The organism is Thalassobaculum sp. (assembly GCF_965223715.1).
In the GTDB taxonomy this organism is placed as follows: domain Bacteria; phylum Pseudomonadota; class Alphaproteobacteria; order Thalassobaculales; family Thalassobaculaceae; genus Thalassobaculum.
In genome coordinates, this window is the sequence record NZ_OZ245012.1 from 4,777,659 (window position 1) to 4,794,811 (window position 17,153).

General features: G+C 67.9%; 12 protein-coding genes. 7 read left to right on the forward strand and 5 right to left on the reverse strand.

The window, feature by feature from the left end; translation table 11 throughout:
• The first annotated feature begins 17 nt into the window (after positions 1-17).
• Complete coding sequence (locus tag ACOQOP_RS22140; protein ID WP_420563989.1) at positions 18-1,232, forward strand: CoA transferase; 1,215 nt, start codon at positions 18-20, stop codon at positions 1,230-1,232.
• 127 nt (positions 1,233-1,359) lie between these two features.
• On the opposite strand, the gene ACOQOP_RS22145 is transcribed toward ACOQOP_RS22140, so the two are convergent.
• Entirely contained in the window at positions 1,360-2,424 is a 1,065-nt protein-coding gene (locus tag ACOQOP_RS22145; protein WP_420563990.1) for a P1 family peptidase, read from the reverse strand.
• A gap of 118 nt (positions 2,425-2,542) precedes the next feature.
• On the opposite strand from ACOQOP_RS22145, the gene ACOQOP_RS22150 reads away from it, so the two are divergent.
• Complete coding sequence (locus ACOQOP_RS22150; protein WP_420563991.1) at positions 2,543-3,610, forward strand: zinc-binding metallopeptidase family protein; 1,068 nt, start codon at positions 2,543-2,545, stop codon at positions 3,608-3,610.
• Between the two features lie 594 nt (positions 3,611-4,204).
• Complete coding sequence (locus tag ACOQOP_RS22155; RefSeq protein WP_420563992.1) at positions 4,205-5,767, forward strand: acetolactate synthase large subunit; 1,563 nt, start codon at positions 4,205-4,207, stop codon at positions 5,765-5,767.
• A gap of 261 nt (positions 5,768-6,028) precedes the next feature.
• On the opposite strand, the gene ACOQOP_RS22160 is transcribed toward ACOQOP_RS22155, so the two are convergent.
• Positions 6,029-7,291, reverse strand: coding sequence for a M20/M25/M40 family metallo-hydrolase (locus ACOQOP_RS22160; protein ID WP_420563993.1), 1,263 nt, complete (start codon positions 7,289-7,291; stop codon positions 6,029-6,031).
• Between the two features lie 163 nt (positions 7,292-7,454).
• Here ACOQOP_RS22160 and ACOQOP_RS22165 point away from each other — a divergent pair, with 163 nt between their 5' ends.
• The 3 genes from ACOQOP_RS22165 to ACOQOP_RS22175 all read left to right on the forward strand — a co-directional run bounded on the left by ACOQOP_RS22165 (position 7,455) and on the right by ACOQOP_RS22175 (position 11,285).
• Positions 7,455-8,591, forward strand: coding sequence for a hypothetical protein (locus ACOQOP_RS22165; protein ID WP_420563994.1), 1,137 nt, complete (start codon positions 7,455-7,457; stop codon positions 8,589-8,591).
• A gap of 115 nt (positions 8,592-8,706) precedes the next feature.
• Positions 8,707-10,077 carry a pyridoxal-phosphate dependent enzyme gene (locus tag ACOQOP_RS22170; RefSeq protein ID WP_420563995.1) on the forward strand — a complete coding sequence of 457 codons (1,371 nt, stop codon included), beginning with the start codon at positions 8,707-8,709 and terminating at the stop codon, positions 10,075-10,077.
• A gap of 14 nt (positions 10,078-10,091) precedes the next feature.
• A complete protein-coding gene (locus ACOQOP_RS22175) occupies positions 10,092-11,285 on the forward strand; it encodes a cystathionine gamma-synthase (RefSeq protein WP_420563996.1) in 1,194 nt (397 codons plus the stop codon).
• A gap of 299 nt (positions 11,286-11,584) precedes the next feature.
• Here the strand turns inward: ACOQOP_RS22175 and ACOQOP_RS22180 are convergent, their stop codons facing one another.
• The gene (locus ACOQOP_RS22180; protein ID WP_420563997.1) at positions 11,585-14,245 is read right to left on the reverse strand and encodes a methyl-accepting chemotaxis protein; all 2,661 of its coding nucleotides are present in this window, start codon (positions 14,243-14,245) and stop codon (positions 11,585-11,587) included.
• A 90-nt stretch (positions 14,246-14,335) separates the two neighbouring features.
• On the opposite strand from ACOQOP_RS22180, the gene ACOQOP_RS22185 reads away from it, so the two are divergent.
• Positions 14,336-14,905, forward strand: coding sequence for a tetratricopeptide repeat protein (locus ACOQOP_RS22185; protein ID WP_420563998.1), 570 nt, complete (start codon positions 14,336-14,338; stop codon positions 14,903-14,905).
• 13 nt (positions 14,906-14,918) lie between these two features.
• Here the strand turns inward: ACOQOP_RS22185 and ACOQOP_RS22190 are convergent, their stop codons facing one another.
• Both ACOQOP_RS22190 and ACOQOP_RS22195 read right to left on the reverse strand, forming a co-directional pair.
• Positions 14,919-16,037 carry a M48 family metallopeptidase gene (locus ACOQOP_RS22190; RefSeq protein WP_420563999.1) on the reverse strand — a complete coding sequence of 373 codons (1,119 nt, stop codon included), beginning with the start codon at positions 16,035-16,037 and terminating at the stop codon, positions 14,919-14,921.
• The gene (locus ACOQOP_RS22195) at positions 16,018-17,130 is read right to left on the reverse strand and encodes a DUF898 family protein (RefSeq protein ID WP_420564000.1); all 1,113 of its coding nucleotides are present in this window, start codon (positions 17,128-17,130) and stop codon (positions 16,018-16,020) included. Before ACOQOP_RS22195 ends, ACOQOP_RS22190 begins: the two co-directional genes overlap by 20 nt.
• Positions 17,131-17,153 lie beyond the last annotated feature (23 nt).

Here is a 17,153-nt window from a genome sequence, read left to right on the forward strand (position 1 = left end):
TGATCCGGAGAGTTTCCGTGTACGATCTTCTCGACCGCCTCAGCATCGTCGAGGCTTCGGCCTTCGTCGCCGCCCCGCTCGCCGCCATGACCCTGGCGCAGCTCGGCGCCGAGGTGATCCGGGTCGACATGATCGGCGGCGGCCTCGACTACAACCGCTGGCCCCTGTCCAAGGAGACCGGGCGCAGCCTGTACTGGGCCGGGCTGAACAAGGGCAAGAAGTCGGTGGCGGTGAACCTGCGCGATCCGCGCGGCCGCGAGCTGGTGCAGACGCTGGCGACCCGGCCGGGCGACGATGCCGGCATCCTGCTCACCAACTTCGCCGGCCTGCCCTGGCTGTCCCAGGAGGTGCTGGAGGAGAAGCGGGCCGACGCCATCTCCGTCGCCGTGAAGGGCAGCCCGGACGGCTCTCCCGCCGTCGACTATACAATCAACTGCGCGGTGGGCTATCCGCACCTGACCGGGCCGGACACAACGCCGGTGAACAACGTGCTGCCGGCCTGGGACGTGGGCTGCGGCCTGCATGCGGCCCTGGCCATCGTCGCCTCGGTCGACCGGCGCAAGCGTACCGGCAAGGGTGGGCGCGCCGAGGTGGCGCTGAGCGATGTCGCCATGGCGATGGTCGGCAATATGGGCCAGATCGGCGAGGTGCAGCGCAACGGCGTCGACCGCGGACCCATCGGCAACGACCTCTACGGCGCCTTCGGCCGGGATTTCGCCACCTCGGACGGCCGGCGGGTGATGATTTCGGCCATCACGGTGAAGCAGTGGAAGGGTCTGTGCCGGGTCGCCGGGATCGAGCAGACGGTCGCCGGGCTGGAGAGCGCGCTCGGCGCCGACTTCTCCGACGAGGGCCAGCGCTTCGAGTGGCGCAAGGTGCTGTTCGCGCTGATCGAGAAGTGGTGCGGCGACAACAGCCTGGACGCGGTCGGTGCCGCACTGACGGAGGCGGGCGTGACCTGGGGGCCGTATCAGACCGTGGGACAGATGCTGGCCGACGACTGGCGCGCCTCGGAGAAGAACCCGCTGTTCCAGACCGTGACCCATCCTGAGGTGGGCGAGGTGCTGACCCCCGGCTCGCCGATCGACTTCCGCAGCCTGGAGCGCCTGCCCGTGGCCCCGGCGCCGGCTCTGGGGCAGCACACGGATCAGGTGTTGGCGGAGGCGCTCGGTCTCGACAGCGGGGCGATCGGCAAGCTGCATGACGACGGGATCGTGGCGGGGGCGGTCTGACCCACCCCACCCGTCAATCCACCCCACCCGTCATCCTGGACTTGATCCAGGATCATGCATCGTACCCGTCCGCGGCATGATCCCGAATCAAGTTCGGGATGACGGTTAGGGTTTGTGGAGGGGAGGGTCAGCGAGCCAGCAGTTCAACAAACTCCCCGAGCGCCAGACGTCTCCGCCCCTGCTTGCCCACCCGCGGCTTCGCCGCCAGCAGCGCATTGAGGATCGCCTCCTCCGTTGCCTCGATCGTCGCGCGGAAGAACCGGTCGATGGCGTCCTCGTGCAGCACGCTGCGGGTCATTACCTTGCTGTTTTTCGGCGCATGCGGGATCGGCTCGGCGGTGGAGACGGCGAGCGCGATGTCGCCGCTGCCGGAGCCCAGATGGGAGCCGGTGCGCACGATCCCCGCCCCCGCCCGCGTGGCGACCCGCCGAAGCTGGCGGCTGTCGAGTGGGGCGTCGGTGGCGACCAGCACGATGATCGAACCCTTCTCGGCGCCCGACGCTTCCGCTCTGATCCGCTCCTCGATCGCGGGACCGACCGCCCGTCCGTCGACACGCAGATCCGCCAGCCGCCCCATGTTGCACAGGGTGAGCACCCCCAGCGTGTAGTCGCGCCTGCTCACCCGTACCACCCGCGACGCGCTGCCGATCCCGCCGGCGAGGCCGTAGCAGCTCATGCCCGTCCCGGCGCCCACATTCCCCTGCTCGAACACCGGCGACACCCCGTCCAGGGCGGCACGCACGTGGCTCTCGGTCACATGCAGGCCGCGGATGTCGTTCAGCCAGGCGCCGTCGTTGCATTCCATGACCACCGGGTTCACGGTGCCGGTGGTGTCGCCGATCTCCGGCGTGCCCTCCAGCATGTGCCGGACCAGGGCGGTGGCGGCGGTGCCGACCGACAGGGTGTTGGTCAGCACCACCGGCGTCTCAAGCGTGCCGAGTTCCTCCACCTGGACCAGGCCGATGCTCTTGCCGAAGCCGTTCAGCACATGGGCGGCGGCCGGCAGCTTGTCGCGGAAGGCGTTGCCCCCGTGGAACCGCACGGCGGTCACGCCGGTCTGGACCGGCCCGTCGGAGAGGGTGACGTGGCCGACCGCTACCCCCGGAACGTCGGCGATGGTGTTCGACGGCCCGGCGGTCAGCTCGCCGATGCGGATGCCGAGGGCGCTGAGGGTGGACGGCTGCGGAGACATGCGGCGGCTTTCTTTGTGAGTAGGACGGAACCGGCCCGGTCCCGCCCCCATATATAACGGCCAGAGGCATGATGTCCGCCCGTGCCGATGCGGCGGGCCGACAGGAACGGAACAGACTATGAAGCTCTTCGAGTGCCAGAACTGCGGCCATCTCCTGTATTTCGAGAACACGGTCTGCGTGCGCTGCGGCCATACGCTGGGCTATCTCCCCGGCCAGGCCCAACTCAGCGCCCTGCAGCCGGCGCAGGAGCCGGGGCTGTGGCAGGCGCTCGGCGATACCGACCACCTGTACCGGGCCTGCGCCAATGCCGAGCACGGCGCCTGCAACTGGATGGTGCCGGCGGAGAGCGGGGAGGAATACTGCCGCGCCTGCCGACTGAACCGGACGGTGCCCAATCTCAGCCATCCCGAGCGGTTGGATCTCTGGCGGCCGCTGGAGGCGGCCAAGCGGCGGCTGATCTACAGCCTGCTGCGCCTCGGCCTGCCGGTGCAGAGCAAGGAGGACGATCCCGACAAGGGTCTCGCCTTCGATTTCCTGTCGGCCGAGGATTCCGACGAGCCGGTGCTGACCGGTCATGCGAACGGCGTGATCACCATCGATCTGGCCGAGGCCGACCCCGTGGCGCGCGAACAGATGCGCACGGACATGACGGAGAAATACCGGACGCTGCTGGGCCATTTCCGCCATGAGATCGGCCACTACTACTGGGCCGACCTGGTCGATGGCACCGGCTGGCTGGAGCCGTATCGGGCGCTGTTCGGCGACGAGCGGGCGGATTACGGCGAGGCGCTGAACCGGCATTACGAGAACGGACCGCCGGCGGACTGGCCTAACCATTTCATCAGCGCCTATGCCACGGCCCATCCCTGGGAGGACTTCGCCGAGAGCTGGGCCCATTACCTGCACATCGTCGATACGCTGGAGACGGCGCAGACGTTCGGGATGACCATCCGGGCACGCGCCGGCACCGACCCGATCCTGGCGATGGAGATCGAGTTCGACCCTTACCGGACCGCCGATTTCGACGGTCTGGTGGAGGCCTGGGTGCCGCTGACGGCGGCGGTGAACAGCTTGAACGCCAGCATGGGCCAGCCGGACCTCTACCCCTTTGTGCTGGCGAACGACGTGATCGAGAAGCTGCGCTTCATCCACCGGCTGGTGCGGGGCGAAGGTCCGGTCGGGTAAGGGGGCAGGGTGCCGTCAGAAGCCGGCGCTGGAATGGGAAATGATCGTGCCGCCTTCGCGCCAGGCGGCGGTTCCCTTGCAGCGCTTGCAGACCCGCTCGCCGGCCCATTCGCTCATAAACTCCTCCTGACACCGCAGGCAGGAGCGTGTCTGGGGCGGCGGGGCGACGGGGGCGTCGAGCTCTTCGCTGGGGGCAGAAACGGAACTCATAGAGGCGTCCTCTCGTATTGAAGTCCTGCAAGAGTCGAACCGTCTGCTGCGGGCGGATTCGACGGGTCTGCGCGAGAAACGAAAAGCAGACCGGCCCGGCACCGATTGGCGTCGAGCGATGGCAGTCTTCCGGGATGGCGATGCGCGCGACCCGGAAATCGGAGGTGCAGCCGTTGAGATATGGGGAGAGATTGAAAATTTACTATGCGACAATTTGGGCGTCGGAAGTTTTGTTACCCGGCAGGCCGGCGGTGCGATGACGGGCGGGGCGGCCCTGGCGCCGCCTGAAACTGTTGTGGGCAAGTGCGTCCGACCCCTTGCCCCACCTGCGCTCGGCGGCCATGATCGCCGCTCTTTATCGCCACCCGTCGAGGACGGAACTCAATGAACGGCCCCAAGATGAACGGCGCGGAATCGCTGGTCCGCACGCTGGTCGCATCCGGCGTGGAAGTCTGCTTCACCAACCCCGGCACCTCGGAGATGCACTTCGTCGCCGCCCTCGACCATGTGGAGGGCATGCGCTGCGTCCTCGGCCTGTTCGAAGGCGTGGTGACCGGCATGGCCGACGGCTACGGACGCATGGCGGACAAGCCCGCCTCCACCTTGCTGCATCTGGGCCCGGGCCTCGGCAACGGCATCGCCAACCTGCACAACGCCAAGAAGGCGTTCACCCCGATCGTCAACATCGTCGGGGAGCACGCCACCTATCACATCGAATACGACGCGCCGCTGACCGCCGATATCGAAGGCATCGCCCGTCCGGTCTCCGGCTGGGTGAAGACCTCGCGCTCGTCGACGGACGTGGCCGCCGACGGGGCCGCCGCGGTCGCCGCCTCCATGGGCCCTCCGGGTCAGATCGCCACCCTGATCCTGCCGGCCAACACCGCCTGGGATCCGTCGAACGGCCCGGCGGCACCGGTCGCCCCGCCCGCCCGCTCCGGCCCGGACGCCGATGCGGTCAGGAAGGCCGCCGCCGCCCTGATGTCCGGCGAGCAGACGCTGATCCACATGACCGGCGACGCCCTGCGCGCCGACCTGCTGGAGATCGCCGGCCGGATCCAGGCCAAGACCGGCTGCCGCCTGTCCTGCATGACCTCCAACGGCCGCTGGCAGCGCGGTGCGGGCCGGGTATCGATCGAGCGCATCCAGTACCCGGTCGACATCGCCCTGAAGCAGCTTGAGAGCGTGAAGAACCTGGTTCTGCTCGGCGCCAAGGTGCCGGTGGCCTTCTTCGCCTATCCGGACAAGCCGAGCGTGCTGATCCCGGACGGATGCAACGTTGTGGAGCTGGCCGACATCGCCGCCGACCACAAGGCGGTGCTGACCGCACTCTGCGACGAGCTCGACGCCTGGGGCAGCGAGCCGAAGATCCAGCAGGCCAAGAAGCCCGACCTGATCACCGGCGGCGCGATCACCCCCGACTCCGTCGCGGCGGCGCTTGGCCGCTACATGCCGGAGAACGCGATCATCGCCGATGAGAGCGTCACCTCGGGCCGCGGTTTCATGCCGTATACCGAAGGTGCGCCGCCCCATGACTGGCTGGCCCTGACCGGCGGGTCGATCGGCATCGGCATGCCGTATGCGACCGGTGCGGCGATCGCCTGTCCGGACCGAAAGGTGATCTGCACCGAGGGCGACGGCTCCGGCATGTACACCCTGCAGGCGCTCTGGACCCAGGCGCGCGAGGGCTGCGACGTGGTGAACATCATCTTCGCCAACCGCTCCTACGCGATCCTGCGCCACGAGCTGACGAATGTCGGCGCGCTGAACCCGGGCCGCAAAGCGATCGACATGCTGACCCTCGACCGGCCGGCCCTCGACTGGGTGGCCCTGGCCAAGGGCATGGGCGTGGACGGCGTGCGGGTCGACGACGCCGACGGCTTCAACAAGGCGCTCGCCCGCGCCGTGGAAGAGCCGGGGCCGCATCTCATTGAAGCGGTGATGTAACCCTTCGGCACGCCCCATCCCGGATCAGGTCCGGGACGGGGCTGCTCAGGATGAAGACTTTAGGACGGTTGAGGTCATTTTGAGCCTCACCCTTTTTTGCGGACGTTCACCACGCCCTCTCCTCACTCCCCGGACCTGTTCCGGGGCCCACGGGTCAACGTGGCCGACCGCCGACCGTGAGGCTGCGGCCGTAGGCCCCGGAACAGGTCCGGGGAGTGAATTGTTACGGCGAGTGGATGCTGCGGCGGCGATGAGGGCGCTCTACCCGGCCCGGCTCAGATACTCCGCCGCGCAGAGCGCGTGCAGCTTCATCACCGCGATCGCCTCGTCCAGGGTGACGTACTCGCTGTCGCTGCCCATGGACAGGTTCGACGGCCCGCAGATCACCGTCGGGATGCCGCGCCAGCGCCAGTAGCGCCCGTCCGTCCCGCCCAGGCTGCAGACCGGCGGGGCGTCGTTGCCGGTCAGCTCCTTGATGTTCCGGCGCAGGATCGTCGCCATCTCGCCGTTAGGATCGGTGCTGCTGGCCGGATAGCTGTGGTCCTCGTTCACTGTCAGAGTCACCCCGAACTCGGCTGCGATCTCCGCCAGCTCGGCGCGGATGGCGTTCCGGTCGACGCCCACCGGGAAGCGCATGTCCATATGGACCGTGCATTCGGTGGGGATCTGGGTCGCCTTCCGGCCACCCTGGATGATCCCGGCATTCACCGTGATCCGCCGCGCGTTGTCAGCCGCGCCGACGCCGAGACTGCGGTCCGCCGCGGCGATGCTCTCCGGCGAGGTCAGGATCGCGTCGTATTCGGGTGGCAGGTCGGCGAGCTTGCGGTGAAAGCGCTGGTAGATCGTGTGGACGGCCGCCGTGATCTGCTGGATCGGATTCGGCGCGCGGTGCGGGTAGCCGCCATGGCCGCCGATCGAGGTGGCGCCGAGCGAAAAGCGCAGCGTGCCCTTCTCCATGAAGCGCAACGTGTCCAGCCCGGTCGGCTCGCCGTTCAGGCAGCAGTCGCCGGTGACCACGTCCTCGTGTTCGTCGAACAGGTACTTGGTGCCGTAGCGCCCGCCCGACTGCTCGTCCGACACCACGGTCAGGGTGAGGGCGCCGTGCAGCTGGTCGCGATAGGGATGCAGAAGGCAATAGGCCAGGATGGAGGCGAGCGTTCCGGTCTTCATGTCGGAGGCACCCCGGGCGACGATCCGGTCGCCCTCGATATCCGCCGCCCACAGCTTCTCGCCGTTGGCCGGGAAGACGTCCATATGGCCGTTCAGGACCAGGTGCCGGCCGGGTGCGGCGGCGTCCCATCGGCCGACGATGTTCGGCATGTCGTCGCGCGCCGCGAGGGTGCGGTGGGGGACGCCGTACCGGTCGAGGATGCCGCGCACGAAGCCCGCAGCCTCGCGCATGTCGCCCGGCGGGTTGACGCTGCGGATGCGCAGGAAGCCGCGCAGCAGGTCGATGAATTCGTCGCGCCGCGCGTCGATGAGGCGGCAGATCTCGGCCTTGAGGGCCGCGTCCTGGGAGGGCATGGGCGGATCCGGGCGGGTTGAGCGGGTCCAGGGCATCTAACGACGGAGGGCCGGCGCCGGACAAGACAGGCAAATGCCGCTCGGGCTGGCCCGCGCCAAAACTGGCGAAACGCCTTCAACCGCGCTTATAGTCCTGGTCCCTGCATTGAAGGATACTCGCTGGATGCTGGATTCCTCCAAACTCGTTGACAGCGACAAGCTTGCCGCCTCCTACCTGGCGAGCGAGTTGAATTCCGGCTCGACCCGTGTCTTCAACGTCGACCGGCTGCATCGGGCGATCATGGCCGAGGGCGCGCCGCGGGACGAGCATCTGTTCCGCCATCCCGAGCTGCACCGGATCATCTTCATCAAGCAGGCGCTGATCGATTCCGACTACCAGAAGGACCGGGCCAACCGGATCGGTACCAAGCTGTATTTCGCCTTCAACGAGACCAACGCCTTCGAGGGCGGCAAGTCGATCTTCGCCGGCGATCCCCAGTTCGACGAGGCCATGGCGTTCCAGCTCGGCTTCGACCGCAGCCGCAAGATGGCCGACTACATCCGCGACCGCGACGTCATCCAGATCCTCGACAGCCTGCCGTCCCTGGATCCGTTCCTGATGCGCGACCGGCTGGAGGCCGAGGGGCTGGCACCGCATTCGGGCTATTTCGAGATCGAGGAGGAGGAGTGGCGCAAGATCCGCGAGCACGTCATGCGCCGCTTCCGCCCGATCGTCGAGTTCGCCTTCGGCGGTGCCGACGCCACCAAGACCCAGGCGCGGCTGCGCTCCCTTGTGCAGAAGATCTGGGAAGCCAAGGACATGGAGGGCCTGAAGCCGATCCTCGACGCCATGGAGCTGTCGACCGACGAGGCACCCAAGGCGCTGCATGCATGGAAGGGCGTGATCTACTACGACTACCGCCTCGCCCGGCTGGAGGGTCGGGTCCGCGAGCTGGCGACCTGGTTGACCCACTCGGCGACGCCGACGGACATGGTGCCCTCGGGCAACCGCAAGATCCTGGACGAGATCCGCGACGGCGTGCGCCACAAGGTGCGCGACCGCTGGCAGCACGCCCGCAGCCGGCTGCTCGAGTACAACGACGCCTATACCGCCCTGTTCGTGGAGAAGCGCAGCCCCGGGCCGTTCATCGCCTTCCTGGGCCATGCCTCGGACATCTTCAACGAGCTGGGCGACGAACTGTCCCGCCTCGACCATGCCTCGGAGGTCCGTCGCTTCATCACCGACCGGCATTTCGGCGGCCGCCTGAAATACGATCCGCTGCACGACCTGCTGTCGTTGCTCTACCGCATCCTGAACTAGGTGCTTCCGTCGCTGGTGATGGCCGGGAACGGTTGTCGCGCGCGCATGGCGCTTTCGTCGGGCGCCGATCACCCCCATATGGGCCGCGGAGAGAAACGCGGTAAGGGAGACCTCCATGGCGCCCGCGACGTCGGTGTTGGCGATGATCGGCAACACCCCGATGCTGGAACTGAAGAACCTCGACACCGGCCCCTGCCGGCTGTTCGTCAAGCTGGAGAACCAGAACCCGGCCGGCTCCATCAAGGACCGGATCGGCCTCTCCATCGTCGAGGCGGCCGAGCGTGACGGCTCCCTGAAGCCGGGCGGCACCATCGTCGAGGCGACCGCCGGCAATACCGGCCTGGGCCTCGCCCTGGTGGCCGCCCAGAAGGGCTACCGGCTGATCCTGGTGATCCCGGACAAGATGAGTGCGGACAAGATCCGCCACCTGCGCGCGCTCGGCGCCGAGGTGCGGCTGACCCGCTCTGACGTGCCCAAGGGCCACCCGGAATACTATCAGGACATGGCCGAGCGGATCGTGAAGGAGACGCCCGGTGCATTCTGGGCGAGCCAGTTCGACAATCCGGCCAATCCCGCCGCCCACGAGACCACCACCGGCCCGGAGATCTGGGCGCAGATGGACGGCAAGGTGGACGCCCTGGTGGCCGGCGTCGGCTCCGGCGGGACGATCTCCGGCACCGGCCGGTACCTGAAGTCGAAGAATCCGGCCCTGAAGGTCGTGGCGGCCGACCCGGAGGGCTCGGTCGTCGCCCCGGCGGTGGAGACCGGCGAGGTGAAGTACGAGGGCGGCTCCTGGCTGGTGGAGGGCATCGGCGAGGACTTCATTCCCCCGAACCTCGACCTGTCGGTGATCGATGACGGTGTGGTCGTCAGCGACGCCGAGGCCTTCGCGGCGGTGAACGACCTGCTGCGCACCGAAGGCATCCTCGGCGGCAGCTCCACCGGTACCCTTCTAGCCGGCGCCCTGAAATGGTGCCGCAAGCAGACCGAGCCGAAGAACGTCGTCACCTTCGTCTGCGACACCGGCAACAAGTATCTGTCCAAGGCCTTCGATGCCGCCTGGCTGGTGGAGCAGGGGCTGACCCCCCGGGAGAAGACCGGCGACCTGCGCGACCTGATCATGTTCCGCGCCGACCAGGGCAGGGTGATCTCCGTCGGCCCCGAGGACACGGTGAACACCGCCTATAACCGGATGCGGGCGAACGAGGTCAGCCAGGTGCCGGTGATCCAGGACGGCCACCCGATCGGCATCCTGGACGAGGAGGACATCCTGCTGGCGGTCTACGACAAGCCGGAAGTGTTCCGCGACCCGGTGTCCAAACACATGACCGGACAGCTCGACGTGATCGCCGTCGACCGGCCGGTGGACGAGGTGCTCGATCTCTTCCGCCGCAACGAGGTTGCGATGGTGATGGACGGGGACACCTTCCTCGGCATGATCACCAAGGTCGACCTGATCAACCACATCCGCCGATCCGTCGGCTGACGAACGGAGCTTTCATGACCGACCCGACCAAAGCCGCTGCCAACAAGACAGGCCGCAACCGTCCCGGTTTCGCCACCCGCGCCATCCATGCGGGGCAGAGCCCGGACCCGACCACCGGCGCGATCATGACGCCGATCTACGCCACCTCCACCTATGTGCAGGAGAGCCCGGGCGTCCATAAGGGTTTCGAGTATTCGCGCAGCCAGAACCCGACCCGCTTCGCCCTGGAGGCCTGCATCGCCGACCTGGAGAACGGCGAGAAGGGCTTCGCCTTCGCCTCCGGTCTGGCGACCATGGGCACCCTGCTGGAACTGCTGAACAGCGGCGACCACGTGATCGCCATGGACGACCTCTATGGCGGCAGCTACCGGCTGTTCGAGAACGTGCGCCGGCGCTCGTCGGGGCTGGAGTTCAGCTTCGTCGATCTGTCCGACCTGTCGGCGCTCGAGGCGGCGGTCACCGAGAAGACGAAGATGATCTGGGTCGAGAGCCCGACCAATCCGCTGCTGAAGCTGGTCGACCTCGCCGCGATTGCCGAGTTCGCCAAGAAGCACGACCTGATCACGGTCTGTGACAACACCTTCTGCTCGCCCTATGTGCAGCGGCCGCTGGATCTCGGCATCGACATCGTCATGCACTCCACCACCAAGTACCTGAACGGCCATTCCGACGTGGTCGGCGGCGTCGCCGTGGTGGCCGAGGGGCGGGACATGCTGCGCGACAAGCTCGGCTACCTGCAGAACGCGGTCGGCTCGGTGGCGAGCCCGTTCGACAGCTTCCTGGTGCTGCGCGCGCTGAAGACCCTGCCGGTGCGCATGGAGCGGCACTGCGACAATGCCGAGCGGATCGCCGCCTTCCTGGAGGCCCATCCCAAGGTCGAGAAGGTCTACTATCCGGGCCTCGCCAGCCATCCGCAGCACGACCTCGCCAAGCGGCAGATGACCCGGTTCGGCGGCATGGTGACCGCGGTGCTGAAGGGGGGGCTGGATGAGGCGCGGACCTTTCTGGAGCGCTGCGAGCTGTTCGCGCTCGCGGAGTCCCTCGGCGGCGTGGAGAGCCTAATCGAGCACCCGGCCATCATGACCCATGCCAGCGTGCCGAAGGAGATCCGCGAGGCGCTCGGCATTTCGGACGGGCTGGTGCGGCTGTCGGTCGGCATCGAGGACGGCGACGACCTGATCGCGGAGCTGGAGCGGGCGCTGGGGTAGCCGGCTGAACCAGCCTCCGGCCCTTCGACACGGCCCGGCGCGAGGCCGGGGCTGCTCAGGGCTGGGGCGCAGCTTTAAGCCCTCTCCATCGTCATCCCGGACGTCCCCGTCCCGGATTTAATCCGGGATTGATCCGGGGACGGGCCGGGACCTCGGTCCGACGGTGGTGATGGGTCCCGGCCGATCTCCGGGTCGAGCCCGGCCCCGGATCCAGTCCGGGGTCGCCGGGATGACGGGGAAGGAATAACAGAAGGGCGGGATCTCTCCCGCCCTTTCGTGTGTGTACCTGAGGCTTTGTCTCAGCCGTTGCCGCCGCCGCGGACCTGGCGCAGGAAGCCTTCCACCTCGCGGTCGAGCACCGAGGAATCCTCCGCCAGGAGGGTGGCCGAAGACAGCACCTCCTCCGCCTGGTGACCGGTGTCGTTGGCCACGGTGGAGACCATCTCGATGGTCCGGGTCACGTCGTCGGTGCCGGTCGCCGCTTCCTGGCTGGAGCGGGCGATCTCCTGGGTGGAGGCACCCTGCTCCTCGACCGCGCCGGCGATGGCGGTTACGTGGCCGTCGATCTCCCGGATCGCTTCGGAGACCTCGCGGATCGCGGTGACCGCGGCGGCCACGCCGTCCTGCACCGACTTGATCTGGATCGTGATCTCCTCGGTCGCCTTGCCGGTCTGGCTGGCCAGGGACTTGACCTCCGACGCCACGACCGCAAAGCCTTTTCCGGCCTCGCCGGCCCGCGCCGCCTCGATGGTGGCGTTCAGCGCCAGCAGGTTGGTCTGCTCGGCGATGTCCTGGATCAGCGTGACGACCGTGCCGATCCGGTTGGTCGACTGCTCCAGCGTCTCCACCGTGCGGTTGGTCGCATCCGCCTGGTCCGCGGCCACCCGGGCCCGGGCCGAGCTTTCGCTGACCTTGTTGGAGATCTCGACGATCGAGGCCGAGAGCTCCTCCGCCGCCGCGGCGACGGTCTGCACGTTGGACGAGGTCTGCTGGGCGGCCCCGACACCGGCGGTCGAACGCTCGCGCACGTCGCCCGCACCGGCGGCCATCTTCTTCGCCGTCTCGGCCATGCCGCGCGAGGCGGCACCGAGACGGTCGACGATGCCCTTCACCCGGCTCTCGAAGGCGTCGGCCAGTTCGACCCGCTGGCGCTGACGCTCCTCCGAGGCCCGGCGCTCGGACTCGATCTGGTCGGCCCGCAGACGCTCGACCTCCTTCGCACTGTCGCGGAACACCTGGACGGTGCCAGCCATGGTGCTGATTTCGTCGGAGCCGGAAGTATCGACCTCGACGTCCAGCTCACCATCGGCCAGGCGGCGCATGACGCCCGCCAGACCGGTCAGACGCTTGACCACACCGCGCCAGACGACGATCAGGCCGATCAGGATCGCGGCCACGACGCTGGCGGCGGCCAGGGCCAGGATCATCATGCGGCTGTCGTTGATCGTCTGCTTGGCGGCGTCGGCGGTGGCGTGCGCGCTTTCGGTCGCGGTATCGACCATCTGGGCGACGGCCGTGCCGAAGGCACCGGACACGTCGCGGGCGCGGCCCAGGGCGGTGTCGGCGTCGGCCTCGGCCAACAGCATCGCCTTGCGCCGCTCGAACACGCCGTCCTCGTCGGCGCCGAGTTCCAGGATGGCGTTCAGGCTCGGCAGCAGGCCGGCCAGCCGTTCGATCCCGGACACCTCGGTCTGGATGTCCTGCAGCATGGACAGGGCCATCGAGAATTCGAGGTTGATGCTGTCCAGGTGCCGGACGGATTCAGCGCCGGCGGCCGCATTCAGGGTGCCGATGATCAGGTTCGAGGTGGCCGCGGCCTCCAGCATCAGCTGGAACTCGCGGACGTCGTCCTGCACGAGGCCGCCGATCAGCTTGCGCGACCCGATCGCCAGGTCTCGGCCGGCGAAGGCCATGTTGCGCTGCGCCTCGCCGACCAGCGGGTTGACGGACTTCTCGAACGCCTCGGCGATCGCCGGCAGGGCGGCGTCGAGTTCCTCGCGCTGGCGCTGGACCTCGTCGAACTGCTCGGGGGTCAGCTCGACCCAGTTGATCTCCTTGCGGCGGATCTCGAAGGCGGAGTTGTCACCGGTGCCGCGGGCGATCAGCTCCAGGGCGGCGTCGCGGAAGCGGTTACCGTCCTCGGTATCGGGGGCGCTGGTGACGGAGTACTGCATCTCGGTGGCGAGATCTTTGAACTTCGCCTCCTCGCGGGCCAGCATCTCCAGGTCCACCGTGCTGGCGACCCGGGCCAGCATGCCCAGCATCTTCTGGCCGGTGCCCGCCAGGGTCAGGATGTCCTTAAGCGCCGTCATGTGCGTGCCGAGCAGCTCGCCGACCGTGGAGGTGGTCGCCTCGATGGCCTCTTCGCCGGTCTTCACCATGCGCTCGCTGGCATCGACGATCATCGGCTGGACGTCGTTCTGGAACTGGGTGTTCACCTCGGAGACGGTCTGGATCGCCTGGCCGAGCTTCGCCTTGGCGTCGACCCGGCGCAGGACCGCGGAGTCGAGATCGGTCATCGCCTGGGACAGGGTGTCGGCGAGTTCGGTCAGGGTGGTGGTGTCGGCGCCGGTCGCCCGCAGCTCCTGCAGGCGGGCGGCTAGTTCCTGTTGCTTGGTGGCGAGCTCGTCGCGGATGGCCTGGCGTTCCTCGTCCGTCTTGGCCGACACCAGGCTGGGTGCCGCGGCGGCAACGGCGGAACTGTTGGCGGCGAGCTCGAGGCTGCTGGTCACCGCCGGCATCGCCTCGTCGGTGACGATCGTCAGCGTGCTCTCGACATTGGAAAACGCGAACCAGGCGACACCGGCCGTAAGCACGGTCAGCAGGGTCGTCGCCGCGAACGCAGTCCCCAGCCGGCCGGCGATTCCGAAGCCTCCGGTCTTGCGGGGCGCGTTCGGCTCGGACTCGTCGGTGCCGGAGGAATTTTCATTGTCGAGCTGTGCCGTTCCCGTAACGGACATAAATCAACTCCTGAAGGGGTCTGAATGGCTGAATAACCGTAGGTTGGAAGAATTAATAAAGGATTACGAAGCGACTTGGGGAGCACAATAATGAATGGTATTTTACTGAAATTTAGATGGCTTGCTGTTGCTCTTGTCCTTCTTCTCGGCGCGACTGGAGCGGCACGGGCGGATCAGACCGATCCACGGCTGGAGGCATTGTTCGAAAAGCTCAGAATCGCCGAGGTTTTCTCAATCGCCCATGCGACCGAGCAGCAGATCTGGATCATCTGGCACGAAGCACCCGAGATTCCGGACGTCGCGGAAACCATGGAGGTCGGGCTGCAAGCAATGCGTGAGTCCCGATACGAGGACGCGCTGCACGCGTTCGACAGGGCGGTGCAACTGGCGCCCGATTTCGCCGAGGCGTGGAACAAGCGGGCCACCATCCATTTCCTGATGGGCGACTACGCCGCGTCGGTCGTCGATGTCCGCAAGACGCTCGATCTGGAGCCGCGACATTTTGGCGCGCTGTCGGGGCTCGGCCTGATCAACCTGAAGCTCGATCGCAAGGCGGATGCGCTCGCCGCTTTCGAGGCGGCGCTGGAGATTCACCCCTACCTGCCGGTCCGTTTCGAGGTCGACGCCCTGCGCGAGGCGGTGCGCGGCGAGAAGATCTGAGCCGGTCCGCCGCTCAACCGCACATCCGCTTCACCGCGGCAAGTTGGTCGGCGTCGAGGCCGGGGCCGCTGCCGGTATCCGCCGAGCCGAACAGGGCGGCCCGGTCGGCCGAGCCGGGGTGGGTCTCGATGAGCGAGAGCAGCGAGCCGACCGTGCCGCCGATCTCCTGCTCGTGCAGGCGCTCGAAGAAGGCCTGGCCGCCCCGCGCGCTGATGTCGGTCGCCCGCATCAGATCGAGCGCGGTGTGGTCGGCCCGGTCCTCCTGGCCGCGGGTATAGCGGGCGTTGAGCAGCGCGCCGGTCAGGGTCGAGGCGATCGATCCGGCGGCCTCCTGGCCGAACAGCAGGGCCAGGACGAGGCTCACCCCTTCCCGGCGGATCCACCCGGTCATCGGATCGCGATGCACCACATGGGAGATCTCGTGCGCCATCACCGCGGCGATCTCGGGGCCGTCGCGGCTCTCCTCGATCAGCCCGCTGGTCAGCACCACCCGGCCGCCCGGCAGGGCGAAGGCGTTCACCACGTCCCAGTCCAGCACCGTCAGCTCCGGCGTGGGGATGCCGCCCGCATCGGCCAGACGGCGGGAGAGGGCGTCGAGTGCCGTCCGTCCCTCCGCGCCGTCGCAGCGCCGATGGGTTGAGGCGAGTTGGTCGATCGCCAGGTCGGAGGAGGCGGCCCCGGTATCGGCCGGCAGCAGATGGGCCGCCACGCCGCTCAGCGGCGCCAGGGCGACCAGGGCAAGGGCCAGGACGGCGACCGTGGCGCCGATCGCAAGGGCGGCACTCGGGCGTCGGGCGAGGCCGAAGACCTGCCGGCCGGCCCGCCGCTCGTCGCCGCCGGCGCGGGCCAGGATCGTGCGGGCGAGATCGTCCGCATCCGGGGTCAGCCGGGCATCCTGGGCATCCAGCATCGCGAAGGTCATGTCCTCGCCGGCGGAGGACGGGCGGTAGACCTTGTCCCAGGGCCACAGCAGCGGGCATTGCGGTGCCGCGGCGCGTGGATCGGCCAGCAGGATCCGAACACCCTGCCGCTCCGGCAGAACGGCGACCCGGTGGTCGGCGCCGGTGACGCCGTCGAGCAGATGGGCGTTGCCCTGCGGCCCGGCGCTATGGTCAGGCGATGTCGAAGTCACCGGCCAGCCCTTCTCCGCCGATGGCGGTGTCGTCGTCCTCGACCTGGCGCAGGCCGGCCGGGTCGGGCATGTCGTGGACCACCACGTTGGCGGCAAGATAGCGGATCTTGCGCTCCCAGGTGACCGGGGCGAGCAGGCCGACCGAGAAGATGAGGATCAGCCAGTTGCCGAAGGTCAGCCAGGTCAGGCTGCGGGCATTGCCGTGGAACCGCACCCGGGCGGGGCCGACCGAGGACAGGTTGCAGACGATCCGCCAGAACGCGATCCGGTAGACCGACAGCATGTAGAGCACGACCCAGAAGACCACGAGGCCGAACCCGCCCATGGCCAGGAAGAAGATCGTCTCGCTGCCGATCAGGGCGGCGATGCCGATCACCCAGAACCAGGCCATGAATCCGGCGATGGCGAGCACGGCGAGAGCGAGCCAGATGCCGATCCAGGTGCCGAACAGCGCCCAGACGCCGCCGACATACCGGCCCCGCAATCCGCCGATATTGAGGGTGTTGAGGACACTGCTGGCCCGGTACAGGTCGACCACCGGCTTCAGCAGCCAGCCGGAGAAGACGATCATCGCGGCGGAGGCGGCGGCAACGAAGAGATACTTGCCCACCGGGTGCTCGATCCGGCCGCGGATGCCGCGCCAGCGGGTGCGCGAGATCCGGTAGCGCCAGCTCAGGAAGCGGCCCATCTCGATCAGCATGAGCACGACGATGAAGTAGAGCAGGTCGACCGTCTCGATCGTATCGGCGTTCGCCGTCGGCATCTCGCGCTGAATGCCGAGCTCGATCAGCACGAAGATGATGCCGAGCGGCAGCAGGATGATCAGGAACACCCGCACGAAGCCGAGGAAGATCTCCAGCCCGGTCCCGGTATATTCCAGCGGCTGGCCGGAGAAGCGGATCCGCCGCCACAGGATCTGCCGCATGATTGTGATCGCCCAGAACCGGTAGAGGCCGAGCGTGAGGATCATCAGCCCGACATTGATCAGGTGCCGGCGGAGCAGCGGCCACGTCCCGCCCTCGCTGTAGTCGATCTTGGAGACCGAGGCGGGCTCGGGGCGCGGTGCGGCGGGATCGAACTGGGGTACGGACAAGACGGGTCTCAATGTCGCTCTGA

Excerpts from the sequence above, each read along its gene's own strand:
- ACOQOP_RS22175 (WP_420563996.1), top strand. The coding sequence starts at position 10,092 with ATGACCGACCCGACCAAAGCCGCTGCCAACAAGACAGGCCGCAACCGT.
- ACOQOP_RS22170 (WP_420563995.1), top strand. The coding sequence starts at position 8,707 with ATGGCGCCCGCGACGTCGGTGTTGGCGATGATCGGCAACACCCCGATG.
- ACOQOP_RS22160 (WP_420563993.1), bottom strand. The coding sequence starts at position 7,291 with ATGCCCTCCCAGGACGCGGCCCTCAAGGCCGAGATCTGCCGCCTCATC.
- ACOQOP_RS22145 (WP_420563990.1), bottom strand. The coding sequence starts at position 2,424 with ATGTCTCCGCAGCCGTCCACCCTCAGCGCCCTCGGCATCCGCATCGGC.
- ACOQOP_RS22150 (WP_420563991.1), top strand. The coding sequence starts at position 2,543 with ATGAAGCTCTTCGAGTGCCAGAACTGCGGCCATCTCCTGTATTTCGAG.
- ACOQOP_RS22155 (WP_420563992.1), top strand. The coding sequence starts at position 4,205 with ATGAACGGCCCCAAGATGAACGGCGCGGAATCGCTGGTCCGCACGCTG.
- ACOQOP_RS22185 (WP_420563998.1), top strand. The coding sequence starts at position 14,336 with ATGAATGGTATTTTACTGAAATTTAGATGGCTTGCTGTTGCTCTTGTC.
- ACOQOP_RS22165 (WP_420563994.1), top strand. The coding sequence starts at position 7,455 with ATGCTGGATTCCTCCAAACTCGTTGACAGCGACAAGCTTGCCGCCTCC.
- ACOQOP_RS22180 (WP_420563997.1), bottom strand. The coding sequence starts at position 14,245 with ATGTCCGTTACGGGAACGGCACAGCTCGACAATGAAAATTCCTCCGGC.